Origin of the sequence: Rhizobium sp. WYCCWR 11128 (assembly GCF_013416305.1) — a bacterium.
Classification (GTDB): domain Bacteria; phylum Pseudomonadota; class Alphaproteobacteria; order Rhizobiales; family Rhizobiaceae; genus Rhizobium; species Rhizobium indicum.
Genome location: NZ_JACCEZ010000006.1, coordinates 336,167 through 356,635, shown reverse-complemented (window position 1 = coordinate 356,635; position 20,469 = coordinate 336,167). Strand labels below are relative to the sequence as shown.

The window sequence follows — 20,469 nt, the reverse complement described above, 5'->3', positions numbered from 1 at the left end:
CCAGCATGAACACAACATCTGTCGATAACGCCGCCCTCCTGACGACGATCGATCGCGTGGCAACGGCTTTCAGCCGGCTCAGAGGCATCAAGGAAGGTCTCGTGACGGGAAATTCCGCCTCCGGAATCCAGTTCGACGAATGGGACTGGGAAGTCGGCGTTGGTCTCTACGGCTTCCTGCGTCGCGCCATTTCCACCAATGATCAGAAAGCGCTGCAGGAACTCGTCGCCTGGTATGCCGGCCAGATCGAACGCGGCCTGCCGCCGCGCCAGATCAACAGTACGGCGCCGATGCTGCCGCTTGCAATCCTCGTTCAGCATGTCGACCGTCCCGATTTTCGCGCGCTTGTCGAGGACTGGGCCGAATGGCTCGTCAAGGAACTGCCCAAGACCGAGGACGGCGGCTTTCAGCACGTCGTCAAGGAGCGCCTCAACGAGGGCGAATTGTGGGACGATACACTGTTCATGGCCTGCCTGTTTCTCGCCCGCGCCGGCGTTCTCTGCGAGCGCAGCGAGTGGATCGACGAGGCCGTCTATCAGTTCGTGATCCACACCCGCTATCTCTCCGATCCGGTCAGCGGGCTCTGGTATCACGGCTGGACCTTCAACGGACGGCACAATTTCGCCAATGCCTTCTGGGCGCGCGGCAATGCCTGGATCACCGTCGCCATCCCCGAGCTGTTCGACCTCGTTCCGACGCTCGGCGAGAAGGACCGGCGTTTTCTGTCGAACGTCCTCGTCAGCCAGGTGCGCTCCTTGAAAGCATACCAGCGGCCGGACGGCATGTTCACGACGCTTCTCGACGATCCGTCGTCGCCGCTGGAAACCTCAGCCACGGCAGGCATTGCCTATGGCATATTGCGGGCCATCGATGCCGGCATTCTCGACAAGGACGACAGGGCCTATGCGGAGCGCGCGCTTGCGGCGGTGCTGGCGCAGATCGACGAAGAAGGCGTCGTCCACGGCGTCTCGGACGGCACGCCGATGGGCCATGACCTCGATTTCTACAGGCGCATCCCCAACGTGCCGACGCCTTATGGCCAGGCGCTGACCATGCTGCTGCTGACGGAAGTCTTTCTCGAGAACGGCCAGCGCCAATGAGCCCCGTGTCTCTTGTCGCGATCGAGCCGGCGGAGGGCGACGATACGGTCCGCCTGCAGGCGGCCATCGACGGCCTGTCGGCCTCGGGCGGCGGACGCGTGGAGCTCATGGCCGGCATTCATGTCTGCCGCGGGCTGCAGCTCAGATCCGGTGTCGACCTTCATCTAGCCGCCGGTGCGATCCTGCGTCCCGTTCCGGACTATGCCGCCTATGCGCATACGACCGTTTCGGTGATCGCCGAAAAATCCGACCGCGGCATGATCGTCGCCAAGGATGCGCGGCGCATCAGCCTGACGGGGAAGGGGCGCATCGAAGCCGGTTGCGACAGCTTCATCGTGGGAGACGACGAGACGGTGGGAACCTTCATCCCGGCCGAATTTCGTCCCCGCGTCGTCGTCTTCGAGGGCTGCGACGAGGTCGAGATCAGCTCCGTCCATATCTGCCGCTCGCCGATGTGGACGCTGCACTTCGTCAACTGCACCGATGTCGCGGTCAGGAACGTGACCATCGACAACGACCGCCGCCTTCCCAACACGGACGGGATCGTGCTGGATGCCTGCCGCGGCGCCGTCATCGAGGACTGCCGGATATCGACGGCCGACGACGGCATATGCCTGAAGACGAGCATCGGTCCTGACCGTGTCGCCATCGGGCGTTGCGAAAACATTCTCGTTCGTCGATGCTCCGTTCAGAGCCTTAGCTGCGCGCTGAAGATCGGCACGGAAACGCATGGCGACGTCACCAATGTCGTGTTCGAGGATTGCAGCGTCTCATCTTCCAACAGGGCGCTCGGCGTATTCTCCCGCGACGGCGGCCGGATATCGAACGTGAGGTTCTCACGAATTGCGGTAGAGTGCCGCGAGACGCCCGATGGTTTCTGGGGCTCGGGGGAGGCGCTGACCGTCAACGTCGTCGACCGTGTTACGGAACGCCCGGCCGGCGCCATCGACAATCTCATCGTCGAGGACATCACCGGGCGGATGGAGGGGGCGATCACCGTCATATCGACCTCGTCGGCCGGCATCAGTAACGCATCGCTGGCGCGCATCGCCATCGATCAGCAGCCTGGGCAGCTCGGCACGGCGCGGTCCTACGACCTGCGTCCGACAAACGCGGACCTTTCCCCGACAGCCGATGGCGGCGGCCGTGCCAATGCCTGGACCCGCGGGTCGGACGGGCGGGTGATCGGTCTTGAGCACTATCCGGGAGGAATGCCGGCCGTCTACGTGGCGGATGTCACCGGGCTCTCGATGAACGAGGTGCGGATCACGAGGCCGACACCACTGCCGCAAGGCTGGAACAAAAACGACGCCGTCTTCGAAACGGCGGCACCTGATGGGAGTGGGACATGGCAGAACTGAAACTTTCCAACGTCAACAAGTCGTATGGCTCGGTCAAAGTCCTGCATGACGTCGAACTCGATATCAAGGATGGCGAGTTCGTCGTCTTCGTCGGTCCGTCGGGATGCGGCAAGTCGACCCTGCTGCGTGTCATCGCCGGCCTCGAAGAGGTCACGGAGGGCGCAATCGCGATCGGGCGCCGCGACGTCAGCGCGCTCTCGCCGGCCGAGCGCAAGATCGCGATGGTCTTCCAGTCCTACGCGCTCTACCCGCATATGAGCGTTCGCAAGAACCTCGCTTTCGGCCTGGAGAACCTGAAGTTCAAGCGTGCCGAGATCGAGGCGCGGATTGCCGAAGCTGCCAGGATGCTGGCGATCGAACCCTATCTGGACCGGCGCCCGAAGCAGCTTTCGGGCGGCCAGCGCCAGCGCGTGGCGATCGGCCGGGCCATCGTGCGCGAACCGGATATTTTCCTCTTCGACGAGCCGCTGTCCAATCTCGACGCGGCGCTGCGCGTTCAGACCCGGGCCGAGATCACCAAGCTCCACCGCGAGATCAAGACGACGATGATCTATGTCACGCATGACCAGGTCGAGGCGATGACGATGGCCGACAAGATCGTCGTGCTGCGCGCCGGGCGGGTCGAGCAGGTCGGAGCACCGCTGGACCTGTTCGACAGCCCGCGCAATCTCTTCGTCGCGGGCTTCCTCGGCTCGCCGCGTATGAACATCATCAAGGGCAAGGTCGCTGGCATCGAGGAAAGCGGTGTCGTCATCGATGTCGGCAATGGTGGTAAGGTCGTCAGCGATGTCGATCCCGCCGGCATTGCGGTCGGACAGGCCGTTCTCGCCGGCATTCGGCCCGCGCATTTTTCACGTTCCAGCGAGCAAGGCCTGCCGTTCATCGTCCAGTATCACGAGGGCCTCGGCACCGAGACCTATGTCTACGGCAACCTTGAAGGCCATGACGAGCAGATCATCATTCATGAGGCCGGCCATTTCGCGCCGTCGCCTGGTGATCACATCCTGATCGACGCCGCCCCGGGGCGGGTTCATCTGTTCGATCCCGAAAGCGGCCTGGCCTTTGCCCGGCGGCCCGGACAGGGGAGGCGCTGAACATGGCGGCGCTCAAGGCAGGTGCGTTGCTGTCCCAGACAGGGGAAACGGCGATGAGAGTGGTCGAAGCCCCAATAAATGTGATCGAGCGCATCTTCGGCCGCAAGCGTATGCCATGGCTGTTCCTGGCGCCGAACCTCGTTCTGTTTGCCATCTTCACGTTCCTTCCGATCGCGATCGCGATCGGTTACGCCTTCACCGGCGGCACCAATCTTTTCGTGTCGGAGCGGCCTTTCGTCGGCCTGGACAATTTCCGCACGCTGCTTTCCTGCGGCAATTATCTGCAGCCGGGAACCTGCCAGGAATCGCTGTTCTGGACGGCCGTGTGGAACACGCTCTGGTTCGTGGCTTTCAATGTCGTCGCGACATTGCTGGTGGCGCTGATCACGGCGCTGATCCTCAATCGGGCGATCGTCGCGCGTGGTTTCTTCAGGGCGATGTTCTTCTATCCCGTCTTGCTGTCGCCCGTCGTCATCGGTCTCATCTGGAAATGGTTCCTCGATCGCAACGGGCTGCTGAACGCCTTCTTCCAGATGATTGGCATTCCCCCTGAGATCTTCCTGCTCGACGTCGGCTGGTCGCGCTTCTTCGTCGTCGCGGTATCGGTCTGGTTTCACATGGGTTTTTACACGCTCATCCTCTTGGCCGGCCTCCAGGCCATCCCGAAGGAGCTCTACGAGGCTGCCTCCATCGATGCCGCCTCACCACGCCGCACGCTGTTCAGGATCACGCTTCCCCTGCTGGCCCCCAACCTGCTGGTCGTGTTCATCCTTTTGATGATCAAGTCCGTCCAGATCTTCGACGAAGCCTGGGTTCTGACCAATGGCGGCGGCCCCGGCACGGCCAACAGCTTCATCGTCCAATATATCTACCAGATGGCATTCGGCAGCGATCTTCGCCTCTTCGGTCTCGCATCCGCGGCATCGGTTCTCATGGGGCTGGTGCTTCTGGTTCTCACCCTCATACAGCTGCGCATCGGCAAGCGAATGGAGTCCTGAGATGAACCCGATCAGCTTTTTCACGCGCACGCGCCGGGCCGGGCGCATCGATATCACCGACATATTGTCATGGGTCTGGCTGATCGGCGGAACCTTCGTGGTGTTGCTTCCGGTCCTCTGGGCGGGCCTCTCCTCGCTGAAGCCGGCCGCCGAGATCACCCGGTTTCCGCCGACGCTGCTTCCTCGGGCCGCCGTCGAGCAGACCGTGCCCGGCTTCGACAAGCCGCTCAGCCTCTGGCAGGTCACCGTCGACGGTCAGATGCGTGAAATGGCCATGGTCCGCCGCATCGGCCTCAAGGCCCAGATGGTCGATCCCGAAAATCCCGGACCACCCGTCAGCGTCGACGTCAAGGGGATGACGCCGGTGCAGAAGCTGACGGTCGCCACGCAGAATTACACCGATCCGCTGACGCGCTTCAACTTCCTGACGTTCCTCAAGAATTCAGTGTTCGTCACCTTCGTTGCAACGCTTCTGACGCTGATCGTCAACGCCATGGCGGCATTCGCCCTGTCGAAATACAAATTTGCAGGGGATACGACGGTCTTCGTCATCATCATTTCGACGCTGATGATCCCGCTCGCCGTCGTCATGGTGCCGGCCTATCTCGTCATCGTCGGGGTCGGGCTTGCCGATAACCTCTGGGGCGTCATCCTGCCGACGGTCGCCTCTCCGACCGCCGTCTTCCTGCTGCGGCAATATATGCTGACCATACCCGACGAGCTGATAGAGGCGGCGCGCGTCGATGCGGCGAGCGAATTCTGCATCTTCTGGCGCATCATCCTGCCGCTGACGGCGCCAGCTCTCGCGGTGCTGGCGATCTTTTCCGTGCTCTGGCGATGGAACGACTTCCTCTGGCCGCTCATCGTCCTCAACAGCCGCGAGAATTTCACCCTGCAGGTCGGCCTGAATGCATTCCAGGGAGAGTTCTCGGTGCAGTGGCACTATATCCTGGCGATGACATTCCTCAGCCTGCTGCCTGTCACCGTCGTCTTCCTGTTCCTGCAGAAGTACATCACCACGGGCATCGCCGGAACGGGCATGAAGTAAGCGGCGAGGCGTGGAGATAGGCCTCCCCGCAACCGCCGAAGAATCCACACCACGTCTTCCTCCCGGCTGAGGCGCGTCGCATTGAACCTGGTTCATGCGGCGTGTTTCGGCCTTTGTCTTCGTGCATGGCTCCCAAAATCGCCGCCCATTTTGTGGGCGGTATGCGTCGCCGCGAGCGTAGCGCTTGCCACCGAGGCCGGCCGCCTCCGCGACCTGATGGGCGGCCAGACGTCGATTTCAAAATGCTACGGCGTCCTGCAAATATCACAAAACGGTTTCGAAGAGCGGGATCAGGGCCGCGCCGATTGCGCCGGGGGCATCGATTATCTGCGCCACGGCAAGCCTGGGGACGTCGCGTAAAACCCCATGCCGAGGCAGGTTGTTGAATTCTGTCCGTTCGATCAGCATTCTCGCCAGTGAGTGCGGAAGCTCGCCGCCGAGGACGATCAATGCCGGGTCGAATATTGCGCAGATCGCATTGATGGCTCGATTGTGGGCCGGCGTGACGCGGTCGACCCACTCCTCAACGCCATCCCAGTCCATCAGGTCCTCGTTCTTCAGGTCCCTCAGGGTCAAGTTCATGCGCCCCTTGGCACGAAGATGTTCAAGCAGGACGCCGAGTGCAGGGCGTTCCTCGTAGTCCTGACGCCCGAAGAGAACGGAAAATTCGCCGGCGTTGCCGAAATTACCGCGAAACGGCATGCCTCCGGAAACCAGGCCGCCGCCATAGCCATGAAGATGGGCGATATAGGCGAAATCTGCGACATCGCGGCCAACGCCGAAAATGGCTTCCGCCAAGGCTGCGGTCCTGGCGACATTGTCTGCCCAGACCGGCAGCCCAAGTTGCTCTCCAAGCAGGGGTGCCAGGTCGATCAACGACCAATGAGCGAGCGGCAAGGGGCAATTGAATGCCGTCTCCAGCATGCGGTGGCCGGCGACGGCCAGGCCGACGCCGAGGACGTCACGCCGTTTGGCGCCCCGTCGGGCAAGAAGTTCTTCGACCGCCGCGTCGATCCGCTCCATTTCAACGGATAGCGAGGAGCCCGCCTGTGGGATTTCCATGTTTTCCAAAGGTTCGCCGAAACCCATGAGGCAAAGGCCGATCGAGCCGACGTTCACGGAGATGCCCAGCGTTAAACACCAGTCTTTGCGAAGGGTCAGCTCCGGGCTGGGCGGTCCCGGCCGTCGGGTTTCCGAATGGGAAAAGACGAGCATTCCTCGCTCATGAAGCCGCGCGACGATCCTGTGCAACGATTGCTGGGTGAGATCGAGCGGCTCTGTCAGGTCGGAGCGTTCGATCCCCGGAGACTTCCAGATCAGCCGCAACAGGTCGCGCTCGTTGCGGGAAGCAACGCGCATCGGTTGTGTGTCTCGCAAAAAATGCGCGGCAACATGGTCTAGCGGATCATACTTCATTTTCGGTTCGTTTTGATTTACACTGTGAGTGTGAACCACATTGGGAGGGCATTCTGCTTCTGTCAAACAAGGAATTCGATCCCCGCTTTGCCGGCACTGCTTACCTCATCGAGATTGGTCAAGCCAGTCAGGCTGACGGCCTTTCAAAGGGGATCGTGTCCGAGCGTTTGGAAGGCACGATATCGGCGTTGCGGCGATCTCAAACGAGATGGAGCGCTTGAGGCGGTTAGCCGGTCGGGGTGTGGAAAGGGAAACAACCGAGTTGCAGATATCGTTGAGATCCGAAAATACGGTGTGCGCTCCCGAGCGTGAAGTATATGGGTTTGCGCCAACCCATGAAGGCACTGACTTCGAGTCGATGGTTCGCGCCTATTCGGCGGGCTACGGGGTGTTTGGCGCGAAGCCGTTGAGCAACGATCGGGCCTTTGCCTGGGCCGCGGACTTGCGAACAAGTGAGGCATTTACGGTGCTTCATTCGGTTTATCAGAGTTCCTGGACAAGTCGGACGCTAGATGAGACGCCGCAACACCTTGCGTTTTACATTCCTCACTCGGGATCCTTCCGGCTGTCCATTGGAAAGACGGTGGTTGAAAGTGGGCCAGGTCGTCTCCTCATGGCCAACAACCACGAGGCTGGCGATCGTCTCATTCAAGGCGGCCCGCACTGCTCGGATGCCCTCTTTCTGGACTGGAAAGTTGTGAGGCGAATGCTCGTTTCACTGGTGGAAATGCCGATCCTCGACTCACTTGACCTTGAGCCGGTTGTGGATCTCGCAACGCCGTCGGGCCAGCTTATCGGCAGCCTGGTGCAGACGATCGTGCAGGGCATGCGCAATGGCGGTCCACTTCTGTCTTCACCTCTGGCCTTGGCGGCGATGAGCGAAACGCTTGCTAACCTCGTGATCCGTTTTGGCCGCCACCGTCTTTCCGACCATTTGGAAAAACAGAAAGTGTGTTTGATCGCGCCGTGGCATGTCCGGCGTGCTATCGACTATATGCACGCCAATATCGCAGAGCCCCTCACCATGACGATGGTTGCCGATGGTGTCGGTGTTTCGCTTCGTGCGCTGCAAACCGGTTTCAGGGCCTTCCGGGGAACTTCACCGGGCGGTTACTTGCGCACGATCAGGTTGCAAGCAGCTCGCGACCAATTGCGGGACCCGATGAATCAGCGATCCGTCCGCGAAATCTGCGCGCTGTGGGGTTTTTCTCATGCCGGCAGGTTCTCTATTATCTACCGCAGCGCCTTTGGAGAAAGCCCGCGCGATACGCGCCTGCGGGCTGAGCGCTTGCGATAAAGAAGGACGCCGAAAAGTGTGAACGGTTTTCGGCGTCATGCTCTAGGAGCGCGGCGGTGCGATACTGCCGCGCAGGACGAGATGGCATCCGAGTTCCAGGCGATGGGCCGGCCGCTGCGGATCGTTGGCGATCAGCCGCTGTTCGATAAGCGCGAGCGCGGCGGCGCCGAGCCTGTCTGTGGGAACGCTGACCGTCGAAAGCGGTGGACGGCTGAATTCGCCGGGGACGATATCGTCGAACCCCAGGACCGAAATCGCTTCCGGCACGCGTATGTCACGATCGGCCAATGCCTTCAGGCAGCCGAGCGCCAGATTGTCGGCCGCGCAGAAGACGGCGGTCGCGCCTTTCACCGTGGGATCGCGGTCGAGCAGCGCGTTGATGGCAGCCTCGCCGTGCCTGGGCTCATATCCCTCGGCCTCGACGATCATATCGTCAGGCACCGGAAGCTGGGCGGCAAGATAGGCGTCGGAAAAGCCGTCATATCGGCGCTGGATCGTCGTGCGGCCCTTCCAGGTCAGATGCAGGATGCGGCGATGCCCGAGCGCCAGCAGGTGCTCGATGCCGAGCCGCGCTCCGAAGCGGTTTTCGGGGGTGACCGTATCGACCAGCATGGCGGGGTCTTCTCCGTTGACGATGACAACAGGCATATCAGGGGAGGCGAGGCTTCGGATCAGTTCCGGCTGATCATCGTTCAGGACCACGATGCCGTCGGCACGTTCCGACAGCGCGATCTGCCTGACCTGAGCGCCGTCGATACGCCGGCGGGTGCTGACGAAGGGTACGATCCTGATGCCGCGGCGTTCGCACTCCCTGCGAAGACCGTTGAGGATCGTCCAGCTCACCAGATTGAGATCGCTCTCCGGTGCGGCATCGTCGGGAATCGCAAGAAGCAGGACGCGCAAGGCCGCAATCGTCGCCTTCTTCCTCCGGCGGTCGAGGTAACCCAGGCGTTTGGCTGAATCCAGAACCCTTTCGCGCACCTCGATCGTCAGCGGCGCGGTCCCGTTGAGCGCGTGCGAGGCCGTGCTCAGCGACACGTCCGCATCGCGCGCGACATCCTTGAGATTGACTTTGCGTTCCACTTTTTCCGTCGCGAATTGAGGTCCTGCCTTTGAAGGCATAGCTAACTTGATGTTTTCACATAAAAACTTGAGAAAAGCTACGTGCCTGGCGCGGTATTTTTCGTCATTCGACGATCAGTGAGGTTTGGCAAGCAGGCCATTGAGCAGCAGGTCGAAATAGACCCGCAGGAAGGCCTCCTTGTTGGGAGTGGGTACGCGGCGGTCGTCGAATATCAGCCGCAGAACTGTCGTCGTCAGGATGGGCGCGACCACGATATCGGAGAATTCCACCGGAACTTCGCGAAACTCCCCTGACGCCACACCCTCTAGAATGAGAGAGTCGACCTTGGTGATGATCGGCTCAATGAACTGATCGTGGTGGCGGTCGATCAGGTCGGGGAACCGGTGTCCTTCCGCAATGACGAGCCGCGTCAGCTCGCGGGTCGTGCGATCCTCGGCGATTTGCTCGTAGAGCAGGCCGAGAATGGAGATCAGCCGGTCGGTGGCGCTGCCGCTGAGGCTCGCGGTGATCCCCAGCAGTTCCTGAAATGGCACGGAGAAATGGTTGATCATGGCTTCGAAAAGCTTTTCCTTCGTCTCGAAGTAGACATAGACGGTACCCTTGGTGACGCCGACCCTGTCGGCGATGTCTTCGACCCTCGTGCCTGTGAAACCGCATCTCACGAATTCCTCGAAGGCGGCATCGAGAATCTGGATGGGTCGCAGCGCCTTCTGTTCAGAGCGTGTGAGCTTCTTCTGGGCTGTCATTTTTTGATCCTCCAACCTGTTGCGTGCGCTCTCTCCCTGCGACGCAAAGTTTCATTGACTAAGTGGTCAGTCAATTATATAGCAGCAGCCGTTGAGAGCAAGAGGTCAACTATGAGAACCATTCTGGTCGCCACAGCGATCATATGCGCCATCGGTCTCGGATCATGCAGCGATGAGAGCAGACCGACTGGGCCAACCCCACGAGAGGTCGGCGTCATCGTCGCTAAGCCTGAGCCGCTAGTCCAGGGCGGCGCGGTCACAGGAGAAGTGCGGGCGCGGGTTCAGACCGATTTGTCCTTCCGCGTCAGCGGCAAGATCATCGAGCGGCTGGTGGAAGTTGGACAATCCGTGAAGGCGGGGCAGCTCCTCGCGCGGATCGATCCGGAAGAACAGAAGGCCGACCTGGATGTGGCGGCGGCCAATCTTCAGTCGGCTGAGGCGCAGCAGACCCAGGCGCAGCTCGCATACGACCGCCAGCAGAGCCTGTTTCGAACGCAGGTGACGACGCGTGCGGCACTCGACCAGGCGCAGGAGGCGCTTCTGACCGCGCAGGCATCGACGAAGTCGGCGCAGGCGCTGTTGGAAACCGCTCAGGACACCTTGTCTTACACGGAGCTGAAGGCGGACGCCGATGGGATGATCACCGCCCGCAATGCCGAGGTCGGGCAGGTGGCGCAGGCCGCCCAGGTCGTCTTCACGCTTGCCCATGACGGCGACCGGGATGCCGTCTTTGAGGTGGTCGAAAGTGCGTTCCTGCGCCCGATCGACGGCGACGGCACCGTGACCCTTCTGTCTGACCCGACGCAGAAGATCGCGGCGAAGGTTCGCGAGATTTCGCCGACGATCGATTCCTCCACCGGAACCATCAAGGTCAAGGTCGCGATATCGAGCGACGCTCCGATCCCTCTCGGTGCTCCCGTCGTCGGAAGGTTCAATTACGTCTCGCAGGACGTCATCCAGCTTCCTTGGTCCGCCATGACATCCAAGGACGGCAAGCCGGCCGTCTGGATCGTCGATCCCGCATCGTCCGCGGTTTCGGTCCGAGCGGTCGACGTCGCCGGCTACGAGACCGGCAGCTTTATCGTCAAGGCGGGTGTGTCGGAAGGAGAGGTCGTGGTGGCCGATGGGACCAAGTTCCTCAGGCCGGGTGAAATCGTGTCTTATGTCAAGGAAGCTTCCAAGTGAGTATTCGTCTCAACATAGTCGCTCTGATGGTGGGCACGGCCCTGATCTCCTCCTGCGCACCGCAGGAGGAAAGCAAGGAGGAAGCGCCTCGTCCCGTGCTGTCGATGACAGTCAAGCAGACGGCCGCCGCGAGCCTGGGCCTGACCGGCACGATCGAGCCGACGATCGAGACCGAACTCGGCTTCCGGATTCTCGGGCGGATGATCGCCCGCAACGTCAATGTCGGCGATCTCGTCAAGAAGGATGACGTCGTTGCCGCCATCGATCCGCTGGCGCTGGAGCTTGCCGTGCGCAACGCGCAGTCCGACGTCGAGAACAGCGACGCCCAGCTCAGGAATGCAGTGACCACCGAGCAGCGCCAGCGTGCGCTGTTGGAGTCGCGATCCGGCACCGAAGCCTCGCTCGAAGAGGCTGAGCAGGCAAAGCGGACGGCGGCCGCCGCCGTCGCCAAGGCGCAGGCCAACCTCGACAAGGCCACGGAGCAACACGGTTACGCGCAGCTTCGGGCGGAATTCGATGGCGTTGTGACGGCGACCTCGGCCGAAGTCGGACAGGTGGTGTCGGCCGGGCAGACGGTTGTGACCATCGCCCGGCCGGACAAGCGCGACGCCGTCGTCGATGTCCCGCAGGCCGCCGCCCAGAAACTGAAGATCGGCGCGCCCTTCGAGGTGACGCTGCAACTCGATCCCACCATCCGCACGTCCGGGATCGTGCGCGAAATAGCACCGGAGGCGGAGACCTCCACCCGCACGAGCAGGACCAAGATCGCGCTCACCAATCCGCCCGAAGCCTTCAGGCTCGGCTCGGTCATCACAGCCTCGGCAACCATTGCCGCCGATCCGCAGATCGTTCTGCCTTCCTCGGCAATCCTCGTCGGCAGCGACGGCCCGAGCGTCTGGATCGTCGATGCGCCTGCCGGGAAGGTATCGCGTCGCCGCGTGAAGATCGACGGCGACGTCGAAGACGGCGGCAGCGTCCGCGTCAGCGAAGGGCTCGCACCCGGAGAAAGGGTGGTCGTGGCAGGCGTGCATAAACTTGAAGATGGCCAGGCCATTAGGATCGACCAGGAGATCAGCCAGTGAAGTCCTTCAATCTTTCCGACTGGGCGCTCGAACACCGTTCGCTCGTCTGGTACTTCATGATCGTCTTCATTCTCGCAGGCGCTTTCTCCTATGTGAAGCTCGGCCGCGAGGAAGACCCGAACTTCACGATCAAGACGATGGTGATTACCGCGCAGTGGCCCGGCGCCTCCGCCGAAGAGGTGACGCGGCAGGTGACCGACAGGATCGAGAAGAAGCTCCAGGAACTGGAATCGCTGGACTATACCAAGAGCGAGACCGTTGCCGGCCAGACGACCGTCTTCGTTGAGCTGCTGCCGACGACCAAGGCAAAGGATGTCGCTCCGACCTGGCTGCGCATCCGCAACATGATCGCCGACATCAAGGGCGATTTCCCGACCGGCGTCGTCGGTCCCTTCTTCAACGATCGCTTCGGCGACGTGTTCGGAAACATCTACGCCTTCACCAGCGATGGCCTTACCCAGCGGCAGCTTCGCGATCTCGTGGAAAACGCCCGCTCCGAGGTCCTGACCGTGCCCAACGTCGGCAAGGTCGATGTGGTCGGCGCCCAGGACGAGGCGATCTATCTGGAATTCTCCACGCGCCAGATCGCAGCACTCGGGATCGACCAGCAGTCGGTCATCCAGACCCTGCAGGCGCAGAATGCCGTCACGCAGTCCGGCTTCGTCGACGCCGGGCCGGAGCGCATCGCATTGCGGGTGAGTGGACAATTCACGTCCGAGGAAAGTCTGAGATCGATTAATCTTCGGATCAACAACCGCTTCTTTCCGCTGACCGACGTCGCCACGATCAAACGCGGCTACGTGGATCCGCCGTCGGCGCTGTTCCGGTTCAACGGCCAGCCTGCGATCGGGCTTGCGATCGGCATGAAGCAGGGCGCCAATCTTCTGGAGTTCGGCGAGGGGCTCGATGCGCAGATGAAACGTGTCGTCGCTGACCTTCCGATCGGCGTGGACGTCCACCGTGTTTCCGATCAGCCGGCCGTCGTCGACGAAGCGGTGTCCGGATTTACCCGGGCGCTCTTCGAAGCGATCGCCATCGTCCTGGTCATCAGCTTTATCAGCCTCGGTCTTCGCGCCGGCATGGTAGTGGCGATCTCCATTCCCCTCGTCCTGGCGATCACCTTCGTGGTGATGGAATATTCCGGCATTTCGCTTCAGCGCATCTCGCTCGGAGCGTTGATCATCGCGCTCGGGCTTCTTGTCGACGATGCCATGATCGCCGTCGAGATGATGGTGGCCCGCCTGGAGGCGGGCGATGGTCTCAGAAAGGCGGCCACCCATGTATACACGTCGACCGCCTTTCCGATGCTGACGGGAACGCTCGTCACGGTTGCGGGCTTTATTCCGATCGGTCTCAACGACAGCGCGGCGGGCGAATTCACCTTCACGCTTTTCGTGGTCATCGCGGTTTCGCTGATCGTTTCCTGGGTGGTGGCGGTGCTGTTCACGCCGCTTCTCGGCGTCACGATCCTGCCGAAGACCATGAAATCGCATCATGAGAAGAAGGGCCGCTTCGCCTCCGTCTTCTCCTGGCTCCTGGGCCTGGCGATGCGTTGGCGCTGGGTCACCATCATTCTGACGGTCGGCGTCTTCGGCCTTTCCGTCGGCGGCATGGGGCTGGTGCAACAGCAGTTCTTCCCCAATTCGGACAGGCCCGAGCTCATCATCGACTGGAATCTCCCTCACAACAGTTCGATCGCCGAAACCAACAGGCAGATGGCGAGATTCGAAAAAGAGATGCTGGCCGACAACGAGGATATCGATCATTGGACGACCTATGTCGGCCAGGGCGCGCCGCGCTTCATCCTGTCCTTTGACGTGCAGACGCCCAACGTGTCGTTCGGACAGACGATCATCGTCACCAAGGGACTCGACGTGCGTGACAAGGTGCGGGCGGAACTGCAGGACTATCTGACGAAAACCTTTCCCGGCACCGACGCCTTCGTGAAGCTTCTCGACATCGGTCCGCCGGTCGGCAAACCGGTCCAGTACCGGGTCAGTGGCCCCGATATTCAAAAGGTCCGCGACCTCTCCCAGCAGTTTGCCGGCGTCATCGGATCGCACCCGCTTCTGGCGAACATGGTCCTGGATTGGAACGAGCCGTCCCGCGTGGTGAAGGTCGATGTCCTGCAGGACAAGGCGCGCCAGCTCGGCGTATCCTCCGAAGACATCGCTACCGCGCTTAACGGCATCGTCGAAGGCTCGACGGCCACCCAGGTTCGAGACGACATTTACCTGGTCAACGTCATCGGCCGCGCCAGGGCATCCGAGCGCGATTCCATCCAGACGTTGCAGAACCTGCAGCTCTCCACCTCCAACGGCAAGGTCGTGCCGCTCTCCGCCGTGGCGAATTTCCGCTACGAGCTCGAACAGCCGACCATCTGGCGTCGCGACAGGCAACCCACCATAACGGTCAAGGCGGCCGTCGTTGGTCCGACGCAACCGGCCACGATCGTCGACCAGTTGAAGCCGAAGGTCGAAGAATTCCAGAAAGGCCTTCCGGTGGGATACAAGGTGGAAGTGGGCGGCGCGGTCGAATCCAGCGCCGATGCCCAGGGGCCGATCGCGGCTGTGGCTCCGCTGATGCTGTTTGTGATGGCGACCATCCTGATGATCCAGCTGCAAAGCTTCAGCCGGCTCTTCCTGGTGTTCGCCGTTGCTCCGACAGCCCTGATCGGCGTCGTCGCGGCGCTGCTGCTCAGCAACGCCCCCATGGGCTTTGTCGCGATCCTCGGCGTGCTCGCGCTCATCGGCATCCTGATCCGCAACTCCGTCATCCTGGTCGTTCAGATCGAGCATTTGCGCAGCGAAGGAATGGCACCCTGGCAGGCGGTCGTCGAGGCTACTGAACACCGCATGCGGCCGATCATGCTGACGGCCGCGGCGGCCACGCTGGCGCTGATCCCGATCTCGCGCGAGATCTTCTGGGGGCCGATGGCCTACGCCATGATGGGCGGCATCGTCGTCGGAACCGCGCTCACCCTGCTGTTTCTGCCTGCGCTCTACGTCGCGTGGTTCAGGATCCCGAGGGATGAAGGCGTTCAGACCGAAGCCGCGGCAAAGGCATGAGCATGGGCTTTGACGTCCATCGCATGCGGCCGCCGCGGCGGCCGCTGCATATCCTGGTCTCCGAGGAGAGAGCTCGATGACGGAACAGCGTTTGAACGGGTTTCCGATGGGAGCCAAGGCGATGCTGGTCGCAATCGGCCTGGCGATGCTCGCCGGTTGCGCCACGAGACCGTCGCCCGATGTGTTGAACCCGGTCCATCAGCCCGTTCACCCAGCTCATCTGAATGCATCGCTTCACACTGATGACGCCGCCCCAAGCCGGGTGAATGTGCTCGCTGCGACGAACAGGAGCCTCGACACCGCACGCGGCGGGTTCGGCAGCACCTGGGCTGACAATCTCACCTACGAGCAATATGCGTTTTCGGTCCCTCCCGGCCGGAAGGACACCGCGATCACCTATCCGACCTCGAGGCCGGATCCCGAACGCCAATTTGCCGTCATCAGGCGCAAGCAGCTTGCAAAGGACGCCTTCGTAGAGGAGGCGCTCCACTCTACGCAGTCCGACGGCACTGTCGGCATCTTCGTGCATGGCTATAACTATAGCTATCAGGAGGCGCTGTTTCGCACTGCGCAGATCGCCGCGGACGCCAACATTCCGGGCTCTCCGATTCTGTTTTCGTGGCCTTCGGCCGCAGCCGTCGCCGGCTATGTCGCCGACCGCGATGCGGCTCTCTCCTCGCGTAGCGACCTCGACTCGCTTGTCACGTCACTCTCGGCTTCAGGAAAGGTGAAACGCATCATCCTTTTCGGACACAGCATGGGCGGATTCCTGGTCATGGAAACGGTGCGCCAGCTCAAACTGCAGCATCGCGACGACGTCATCGGCAAACTGGCGGTGATCCTGGCGGCCCCTGACATTGACGTCGATGTTTTCCGCTCCCAGCTGAAGGATATCGGGCGGATGCCGATCCCGATATCTCTTCTCGTTTCGAAGGACGACCGGGCGCTGGTGGCCTCTAGCTTCATAGCGGGAGAGCGGGCGCGCGTCGGACGCCTCGATATTGACGATCCCGTCATCAGGGAGGCTGCCTTGAAGGAGAGGCTTCGGGTCATCGACATCACGTCGATCCAGGCATCCGACGGGCTGGGGCATGACCGCTACGCATCGCTCGCCAAGTTCGGAGCGCAGCTTGCCTCCTTCGAAAGCGGCAGGCGGTCGACCGCCGGCGACGTCGGCGCCTATGTCTTCGATGCTGCCGGCGCCGCGGTCGCAAGTCCGTTTCGTCTGGCCGGGCGTGTCGTCGGCTCGCAATGACCGGACTGAGGTAAGAGCGGCGATGGCTAATCCTCAGGCATCGCCAAGAGATGTGTACAATGTGACTATTAAATTGTCAGATGCACAAATGGAGAGCAGACTTTTGCCTGTGGTCAAATTGACCTCGAGGATATGGGAGGGCATTCATGAGCGTACGAAATCCGTCTCCCTCGTTGTACAACGAGGATCTTGCACCCGCCGAGGAGCGCAAATGGGGTGCATTCAGCATCTTTAACGTCTGGACGTCAGACGTCCACAGCCTGTGGGGCTATTATCTGGCGGCGAGCCTGTTCCTGCTGTGTGGCAGCTTCGTCAATTTCGTCATCGCCATCGGCATCGGATCGCTGGTCATCTTCTGCCTGATGAGCCTGGTCGGCAATGCCGGCGTGCGTACCGGCGTCCCCTTTCCGGTTCTGGCGCGCGCTTCCTTCGGCACGTTCGGGGCGAATGTTCCGGCACTGGTCCGGGCGGTGGTTGCCTGCTTCTGGTACGGGGCGCAGACCGCCGCCGCATCCGGCGCGATCGTTGCCTTGCTGATCCGCAACGACAGCCTGCTTGCCTTTCATCAAAACAGCCACATGCTCGGCCACTCGACCCTCGAGCTCATCTGCTACGTCATCGTCTGGGGTCTGCAGCTGCTGATCATTCAGCGCGGGATGGAAACAGTTCGCAAGTTCCAGGATTGGGCGGGTCCCGCCGTCTGGATCATGATGCTGATCCTCGCGGTCTATCTGGTCGTCAAATCAGGCACCTTCTCCTTCGGTTCCGAGATCCCGCGCGACGTGTTGATCGAAAAGACCAAGGATGCCGGCGTGCCGGGCGAGCCTGGCTCCTTTGCAGCCCTTGCCGCCGTGGCCGCCACCTGGATCACCTATTTCGCAGCGCTTTACCTGAACTTCTGCGATTTCTCGCGTTACGCGACGAGCGAGAAGGCGCTGCGGAAAGGCAATCTCTGGGGCCTGCCGATCAACCTCCTGGCCTTCTGCCTCGTTGCAGGCGTCACCACCACGGCCGCATTTACGGTCTATGGCGAGGTCTTGCTGCATCCCGAAATGATATCGGCGAAATTCGACAGCTGGTTCCTGGCGCTGCTTGCGGCGCTGACATTCGCGATCGCAACGCTCGGCATCAACGTCGTGGCGAACTTCGTGTCGCCGGCCTTCGACTTCGCCAATGTCTTCCCGCGCCAAATCAACTTCAAACGCGGTGGATATATCGCCGCATTGATCGCTCTCGTGCTTTACCCGTTTGCCCCGTGGGAGACGGGTGCTGCGCATTTCGTCAATTTCATCGGATCGACGATGGGACCGATCTTCGGCATCATGATGGTGGATTACTATCTCATCCGGAAGAGCCAGCTGAATGTCGAAGCGCTCTACCATGAGAATGGCGAGTTCCGGTTCCAGAACGGATGGCACGGCAATGCCTTCATCGCATTTGCGGTGGGGGCGCTGTTTTCCTCGATCCTGCCGACTTTCACCACCATCCTGCCGGACTGGTGGGGAACCTACGGCTGGTTCTTCGGCGTCGCCATCGGCGGGGCGATCTATTTCGTATTGAGAATGGGCGCGCGGCGCAATCCGGCCTTCGCGTCCTGACCGAATGAAAGGCGCCCGGCAATTGCCGGGCGCCTTTTTATGTCGGGGTTTCCTGTCGCCGCCCGTTTCAGCGGCGAGCGGCAACCGCATGCACGGCTGCACGGCCCGCGGGCTGCGCCATCGTTCTCGCCGTCGAGCGAAGGGCCGAGGACTGACTGACCGCATCGTCGAGCCTGAACTGGGCGATGAGTTCGCGAAGCTTCTGGGCTTCATGCGCGAGAGAATTGGATGCCGCGGTCGACTGTTGCACCATGGTTGCGTTCTGCTGCGTGGTCTGGTCCATCCGGTTGACTGCGACGTTGACTTCGCTGAGGCCGATGGACTGCTCTTTCGCAGAGGTGGCGATCGAATCCATATGGTGATTGATCTGGGTGATGAAGCTGCCGATGGTCTTCAAGGCCTGGCCGGTATCGCGCACCAGCTTGACCCCGCCTTCCACCTCTTTCGAGGAGTTCTGGATCAGGCTCTTGATTTCCTTGGCAGCACTTGCCGAGCGCTGGGCGAGTTCGCGGACTTCCTGGGCGACGACTGCGAAACCCTTGCCGGCCTCGCCCGCTCTTGCTGCTTCCACGCCGGCATTGAGTGCCAGAAGGTTGGTCTGGAATGCGATTTCGTCGATGACGCTGATGATGTTGGAAATCTGCTGCGACGAGGTTTCGATGCGTTCCATAGCCTCTTCGGCGTGGGAAACGACTTCCGCAGAAATCCCGGCGCTGCGATTTGCCTCCGTGGCCACCGTGCGCGTCTCCTCGGTTCGTTTGCTGGAGTTCGACACATTCGCCGTGATCTCTTCAAGTGCTGCCGCCGTCTCTTCGAGAGAAGCCGCCTGCTGCTCCGTGCGCTTTGAAAGATCGCTCGCGCCGGAGGAGATTTCCCGCGTGCCTTCGTCGATCGTGCCTATGCTTTCGGATATCGCCCTCAGCGTCGCGCCGAGCTGTGTGATGGACTGGTTGAAGTCATGGCGCAGCGCCTCGAAGTCTGGTGCGAAAGTCTCGTTGAGCTGGAAGGCGAGGTCGCCTGCCGCCAGCCGCTTCAAACCGGCGGCGAGACCCGAGGTGGCAATGCGCAAGCGCTCCGAGGCGTCGGCTTCCGCCTGCTCCTGGGCGGCAAGGCGATCGGCCTCCGCCCTGTTGCGATTCTCCTCGGCGTCCAGTGCCATCCGCTTGTTGGTGATAGCGGCCTGGCGGAAGATCTCCACCGCTCCCGCCATCGATCCGATTTCGTCGGCGCGGTCTGCAAAGGGAATCTCCGAATCTGTATCTCCCTCGGCCAGTCGCCGCATCGAGGCGGTGATGCCGGTAATCGGATTGGCGATGCCTGTCAGCACGAAAGCGACGGCACCGAGAACGAGCAATCCAGCAACGCCGATCGCGGCAAGCAGGTAGAATTCTATCGAGTCGAATGTTTGCTTGCTGAGTTCGGCCGCCTTGTTGCTGCCGCTGATGTCCAATTCGACCAGGGTCGCCGTGGCTTCCTTGAGCTTGTCCGAATAGGAGCGCATCTCTCCGCCCAGATATTGCCCGGCTTCTTCGGTCTTGTTGGCGCGGGAAAGGGCGAGCAGCTGCGAGCTGCTGGCGATATAGCTTCCAACACTGTCCTTGATCGTCTTGATCAGTTCACGCTCATGGTCGGATGAAGCCAGCAGGAGATAGGCGTCCACCGATTTGCCGACTGCATCCTCGGCGACTTTAATGGCGTCTTCGCGTGTTTTCTTTTCCGCATCCGACTGCGCGATGATGTGATCACGATAGGCGAGGCGCAAATTCGTCATGGCGAGATTGATCGCCTGCGAAGCCTGAACGCTCGGCAGCCAATGGCTCGCAATTTCTTCAGTGGAGCCGTTCGTCTTTCGGAGACCGTCGACCGCGAGATAGGCGACAAGACCAAAAAGAAGAGCTATGCCGCTGAAAATCAATAGCAAGCTCGATTTTATGTTTGGACGACGCATCGAAAGTCCTCATCGAACGCCGGCTTCATACCGGGTTGGCCAAGGAATTTTGTATCGAAAAAAATTTAACGATTTGTTCCATATGTAAAAATGCCGTTTACCAGTTTTCCGGAAAATCGCCGCCGCCTTCGTGCTCGGGCTCCCGCCAAAGCAGGAAAATGCCTATCGATGCGGCGTCAGGGATGACAG

General features: G+C 61.3%; 15 protein-coding genes. 11 read left to right on the top strand and 4 right to left on the bottom strand.

The window, feature by feature from the left end:
- Nucleotides 1-5 precede the first annotated feature (5 nt).
- Genes HX898_RS20600 through HX898_RS20580 form a run of 5 tightly spaced genes read left to right on the top strand, consistent with a single transcriptional unit; the run spans nucleotide 6 to nucleotide 5,601 of the window.
- Nucleotides 6-1,100 carry a glycoside hydrolase family 88 protein gene (locus HX898_RS20600; protein ID WP_180195566.1) on the top strand — a complete coding sequence of 365 codons (1,095 nt, stop codon included), beginning with the start codon at nucleotides 6-8 and terminating at the stop codon, nucleotides 1,098-1,100.
- Nucleotides 1,097-2,461, top strand: a complete 1,365-nt coding sequence (locus tag HX898_RS20595; RefSeq protein WP_180195565.1) for a glycoside hydrolase family 28 protein — start codon at nucleotides 1,097-1,099, stop codon at nucleotides 2,459-2,461. The genes HX898_RS20600 and HX898_RS20595 overlap by 4 nt, the downstream gene beginning before the upstream one ends.
- A complete protein-coding gene (gene ugpC, locus HX898_RS20590; protein WP_180195564.1) occupies nucleotides 2,449-3,555 on the top strand; it encodes a sn-glycerol-3-phosphate ABC transporter ATP-binding protein UgpC in 1,107 nt (368 codons plus the stop codon). The genes HX898_RS20595 and ugpC overlap by 13 nt, the downstream gene beginning before the upstream one ends.
- 2 nt (nucleotides 3,556-3,557) lie before the next feature.
- The gene (locus HX898_RS20585) at nucleotides 3,558-4,553 is read left to right on the top strand and encodes a sugar ABC transporter permease (RefSeq protein ID WP_138332668.1); all 996 of its coding nucleotides are present in this window, start codon (nucleotides 3,558-3,560) and stop codon (nucleotides 4,551-4,553) included.
- A gap of 1 nt (nucleotide 4,554) precedes the next feature.
- Entirely contained in the window at nucleotides 4,555-5,601 is a 1,047-nt protein-coding gene (locus tag HX898_RS20580) for a carbohydrate ABC transporter permease (RefSeq protein WP_138332670.1), read from the top strand.
- Between the two features lie 264 nt (nucleotides 5,602-5,865).
- Here HX898_RS20580 and HX898_RS20575 read toward each other — a convergent pair whose 3' ends face one another.
- Nucleotides 5,866-7,017 carry an ROK family transcriptional regulator gene (locus HX898_RS20575; protein WP_180195563.1) on the bottom strand — a complete coding sequence of 384 codons (1,152 nt, stop codon included), beginning with the start codon at nucleotides 7,015-7,017 and terminating at the stop codon, nucleotides 5,866-5,868.
- A gap of 241 nt (nucleotides 7,018-7,258) precedes the next feature.
- On the opposite strand from HX898_RS20575, the gene HX898_RS20570 reads away from it, so the two are divergent.
- Nucleotides 7,259-8,314 carry a helix-turn-helix domain-containing protein gene (locus HX898_RS20570; RefSeq protein WP_180195562.1) on the top strand — a complete coding sequence of 352 codons (1,056 nt, stop codon included), beginning with the start codon at nucleotides 7,259-7,261 and terminating at the stop codon, nucleotides 8,312-8,314.
- 42 nt (nucleotides 8,315-8,356) lie between these two features.
- On the opposite strand, the gene HX898_RS20565 is transcribed toward HX898_RS20570, so the two are convergent.
- Entirely contained in the window at nucleotides 8,357-9,436 is a 1,080-nt protein-coding gene (locus HX898_RS20565) for a LacI family DNA-binding transcriptional regulator (RefSeq protein WP_180195561.1), read from the bottom strand.
- A gap of 75 nt (nucleotides 9,437-9,511) precedes the next feature.
- Complete coding sequence (locus tag HX898_RS20560; RefSeq protein WP_171600471.1) at nucleotides 9,512-10,144, bottom strand: TetR/AcrR family transcriptional regulator; 633 nt, start codon at nucleotides 10,142-10,144, stop codon at nucleotides 9,512-9,514.
- A 111-nt stretch (nucleotides 10,145-10,255) separates the two neighbouring features.
- Here HX898_RS20560 and HX898_RS20555 point away from each other — a divergent pair, with 111 nt between their 5' ends.
- From HX898_RS20555 to HX898_RS20535, 5 genes are all read left to right on the top strand, one after another.
- Nucleotides 10,256-11,329: an efflux RND transporter periplasmic adaptor subunit gene (locus tag HX898_RS20555; RefSeq protein WP_138388764.1), complete on the top strand. Its 1,074-nt coding sequence runs from the start codon at nucleotides 10,256-10,258 to the stop codon at nucleotides 11,327-11,329.
- Nucleotides 11,326-12,411 carry an efflux RND transporter periplasmic adaptor subunit gene (locus tag HX898_RS20550; RefSeq protein ID WP_180195560.1) on the top strand — a complete coding sequence of 362 codons (1,086 nt, stop codon included), beginning with the start codon at nucleotides 11,326-11,328 and terminating at the stop codon, nucleotides 12,409-12,411. The genes HX898_RS20555 and HX898_RS20550 overlap by 4 nt, the downstream gene beginning before the upstream one ends.
- Nucleotides 12,408-15,479, top strand: a complete 3,072-nt coding sequence (locus HX898_RS20545) for an efflux RND transporter permease subunit (RefSeq protein ID WP_180195559.1) — start codon at nucleotides 12,408-12,410, stop codon at nucleotides 15,477-15,479. The genes HX898_RS20550 and HX898_RS20545 overlap by 4 nt, the downstream gene beginning before the upstream one ends.
- 76 nt (nucleotides 15,480-15,555) lie before the next feature.
- A complete protein-coding gene (locus HX898_RS20540) occupies nucleotides 15,556-16,734 on the top strand; it encodes an alpha/beta fold hydrolase (protein ID WP_138388767.1) in 1,179 nt (392 codons plus the stop codon).
- A gap of 146 nt (nucleotides 16,735-16,880) precedes the next feature.
- Nucleotides 16,881-18,332, top strand: a complete 1,452-nt coding sequence (locus HX898_RS20535; protein ID WP_180195558.1) for an NCS1 family nucleobase:cation symporter-1 — start codon at nucleotides 16,881-16,883, stop codon at nucleotides 18,330-18,332.
- A 67-nt stretch (nucleotides 18,333-18,399) separates the two neighbouring features.
- Here the strand turns inward: HX898_RS20535 and HX898_RS20530 are convergent, their stop codons facing one another.
- Complete coding sequence (locus HX898_RS20530; protein WP_180195557.1) at nucleotides 18,400-20,280, bottom strand: HAMP domain-containing methyl-accepting chemotaxis protein; 1,881 nt, start codon at nucleotides 20,278-20,280, stop codon at nucleotides 18,400-18,402.
- Nucleotides 20,281-20,469: the final 189 nt, after the last annotated feature.

Bases quoted from the DNA above. Each gene is read 5' to 3' on its own strand.
- HX898_RS20565 (WP_180195561.1), bottom strand. From the start codon at position 9,436: ATGCCTTCAAAGGCAGGACCTCAATTCGCGACGGAAAAAGTGGAACGC.
- ugpC (WP_180195564.1), top strand. From the start codon at position 2,449: ATGGCAGAACTGAAACTTTCCAACGTCAACAAGTCGTATGGCTCGGTC.
- HX898_RS20560 (WP_171600471.1), bottom strand. From the start codon at position 10,144: ATGACAGCCCAGAAGAAGCTCACACGCTCTGAACAGAAGGCGCTGCGA.
- HX898_RS20540 (WP_138388767.1), top strand. From the start codon at position 15,556: ATGACGGAACAGCGTTTGAACGGGTTTCCGATGGGAGCCAAGGCGATG.
- HX898_RS20600 (WP_180195566.1), top strand. From the start codon at position 6: ATGAACACAACATCTGTCGATAACGCCGCCCTCCTGACGACGATCGAT.
- HX898_RS20580 (WP_138332670.1), top strand. From the start codon at position 4,555: ATGAACCCGATCAGCTTTTTCACGCGCACGCGCCGGGCCGGGCGCATC.
- HX898_RS20535 (WP_180195558.1), top strand. From the start codon at position 16,881: ATGAGCGTACGAAATCCGTCTCCCTCGTTGTACAACGAGGATCTTGCA.
- HX898_RS20575 (WP_180195563.1), bottom strand. From the start codon at position 7,017: ATGAAGTATGATCCGCTAGACCATGTTGCCGCGCATTTTTTGCGAGAC.
- HX898_RS20595 (WP_180195565.1), top strand. From the start codon at position 1,097: ATGAGCCCCGTGTCTCTTGTCGCGATCGAGCCGGCGGAGGGCGACGAT.
- HX898_RS20530 (WP_180195557.1), bottom strand. From the start codon at position 20,280: ATGCGTCGTCCAAACATAAAATCGAGCTTGCTATTGATTTTCAGCGGC.
- HX898_RS20585 (WP_138332668.1), top strand. From the start codon at position 3,558: ATGGCGGCGCTCAAGGCAGGTGCGTTGCTGTCCCAGACAGGGGAAACG.
- HX898_RS20555 (WP_138388764.1), top strand. From the start codon at position 10,256: ATGAGAACCATTCTGGTCGCCACAGCGATCATATGCGCCATCGGTCTC.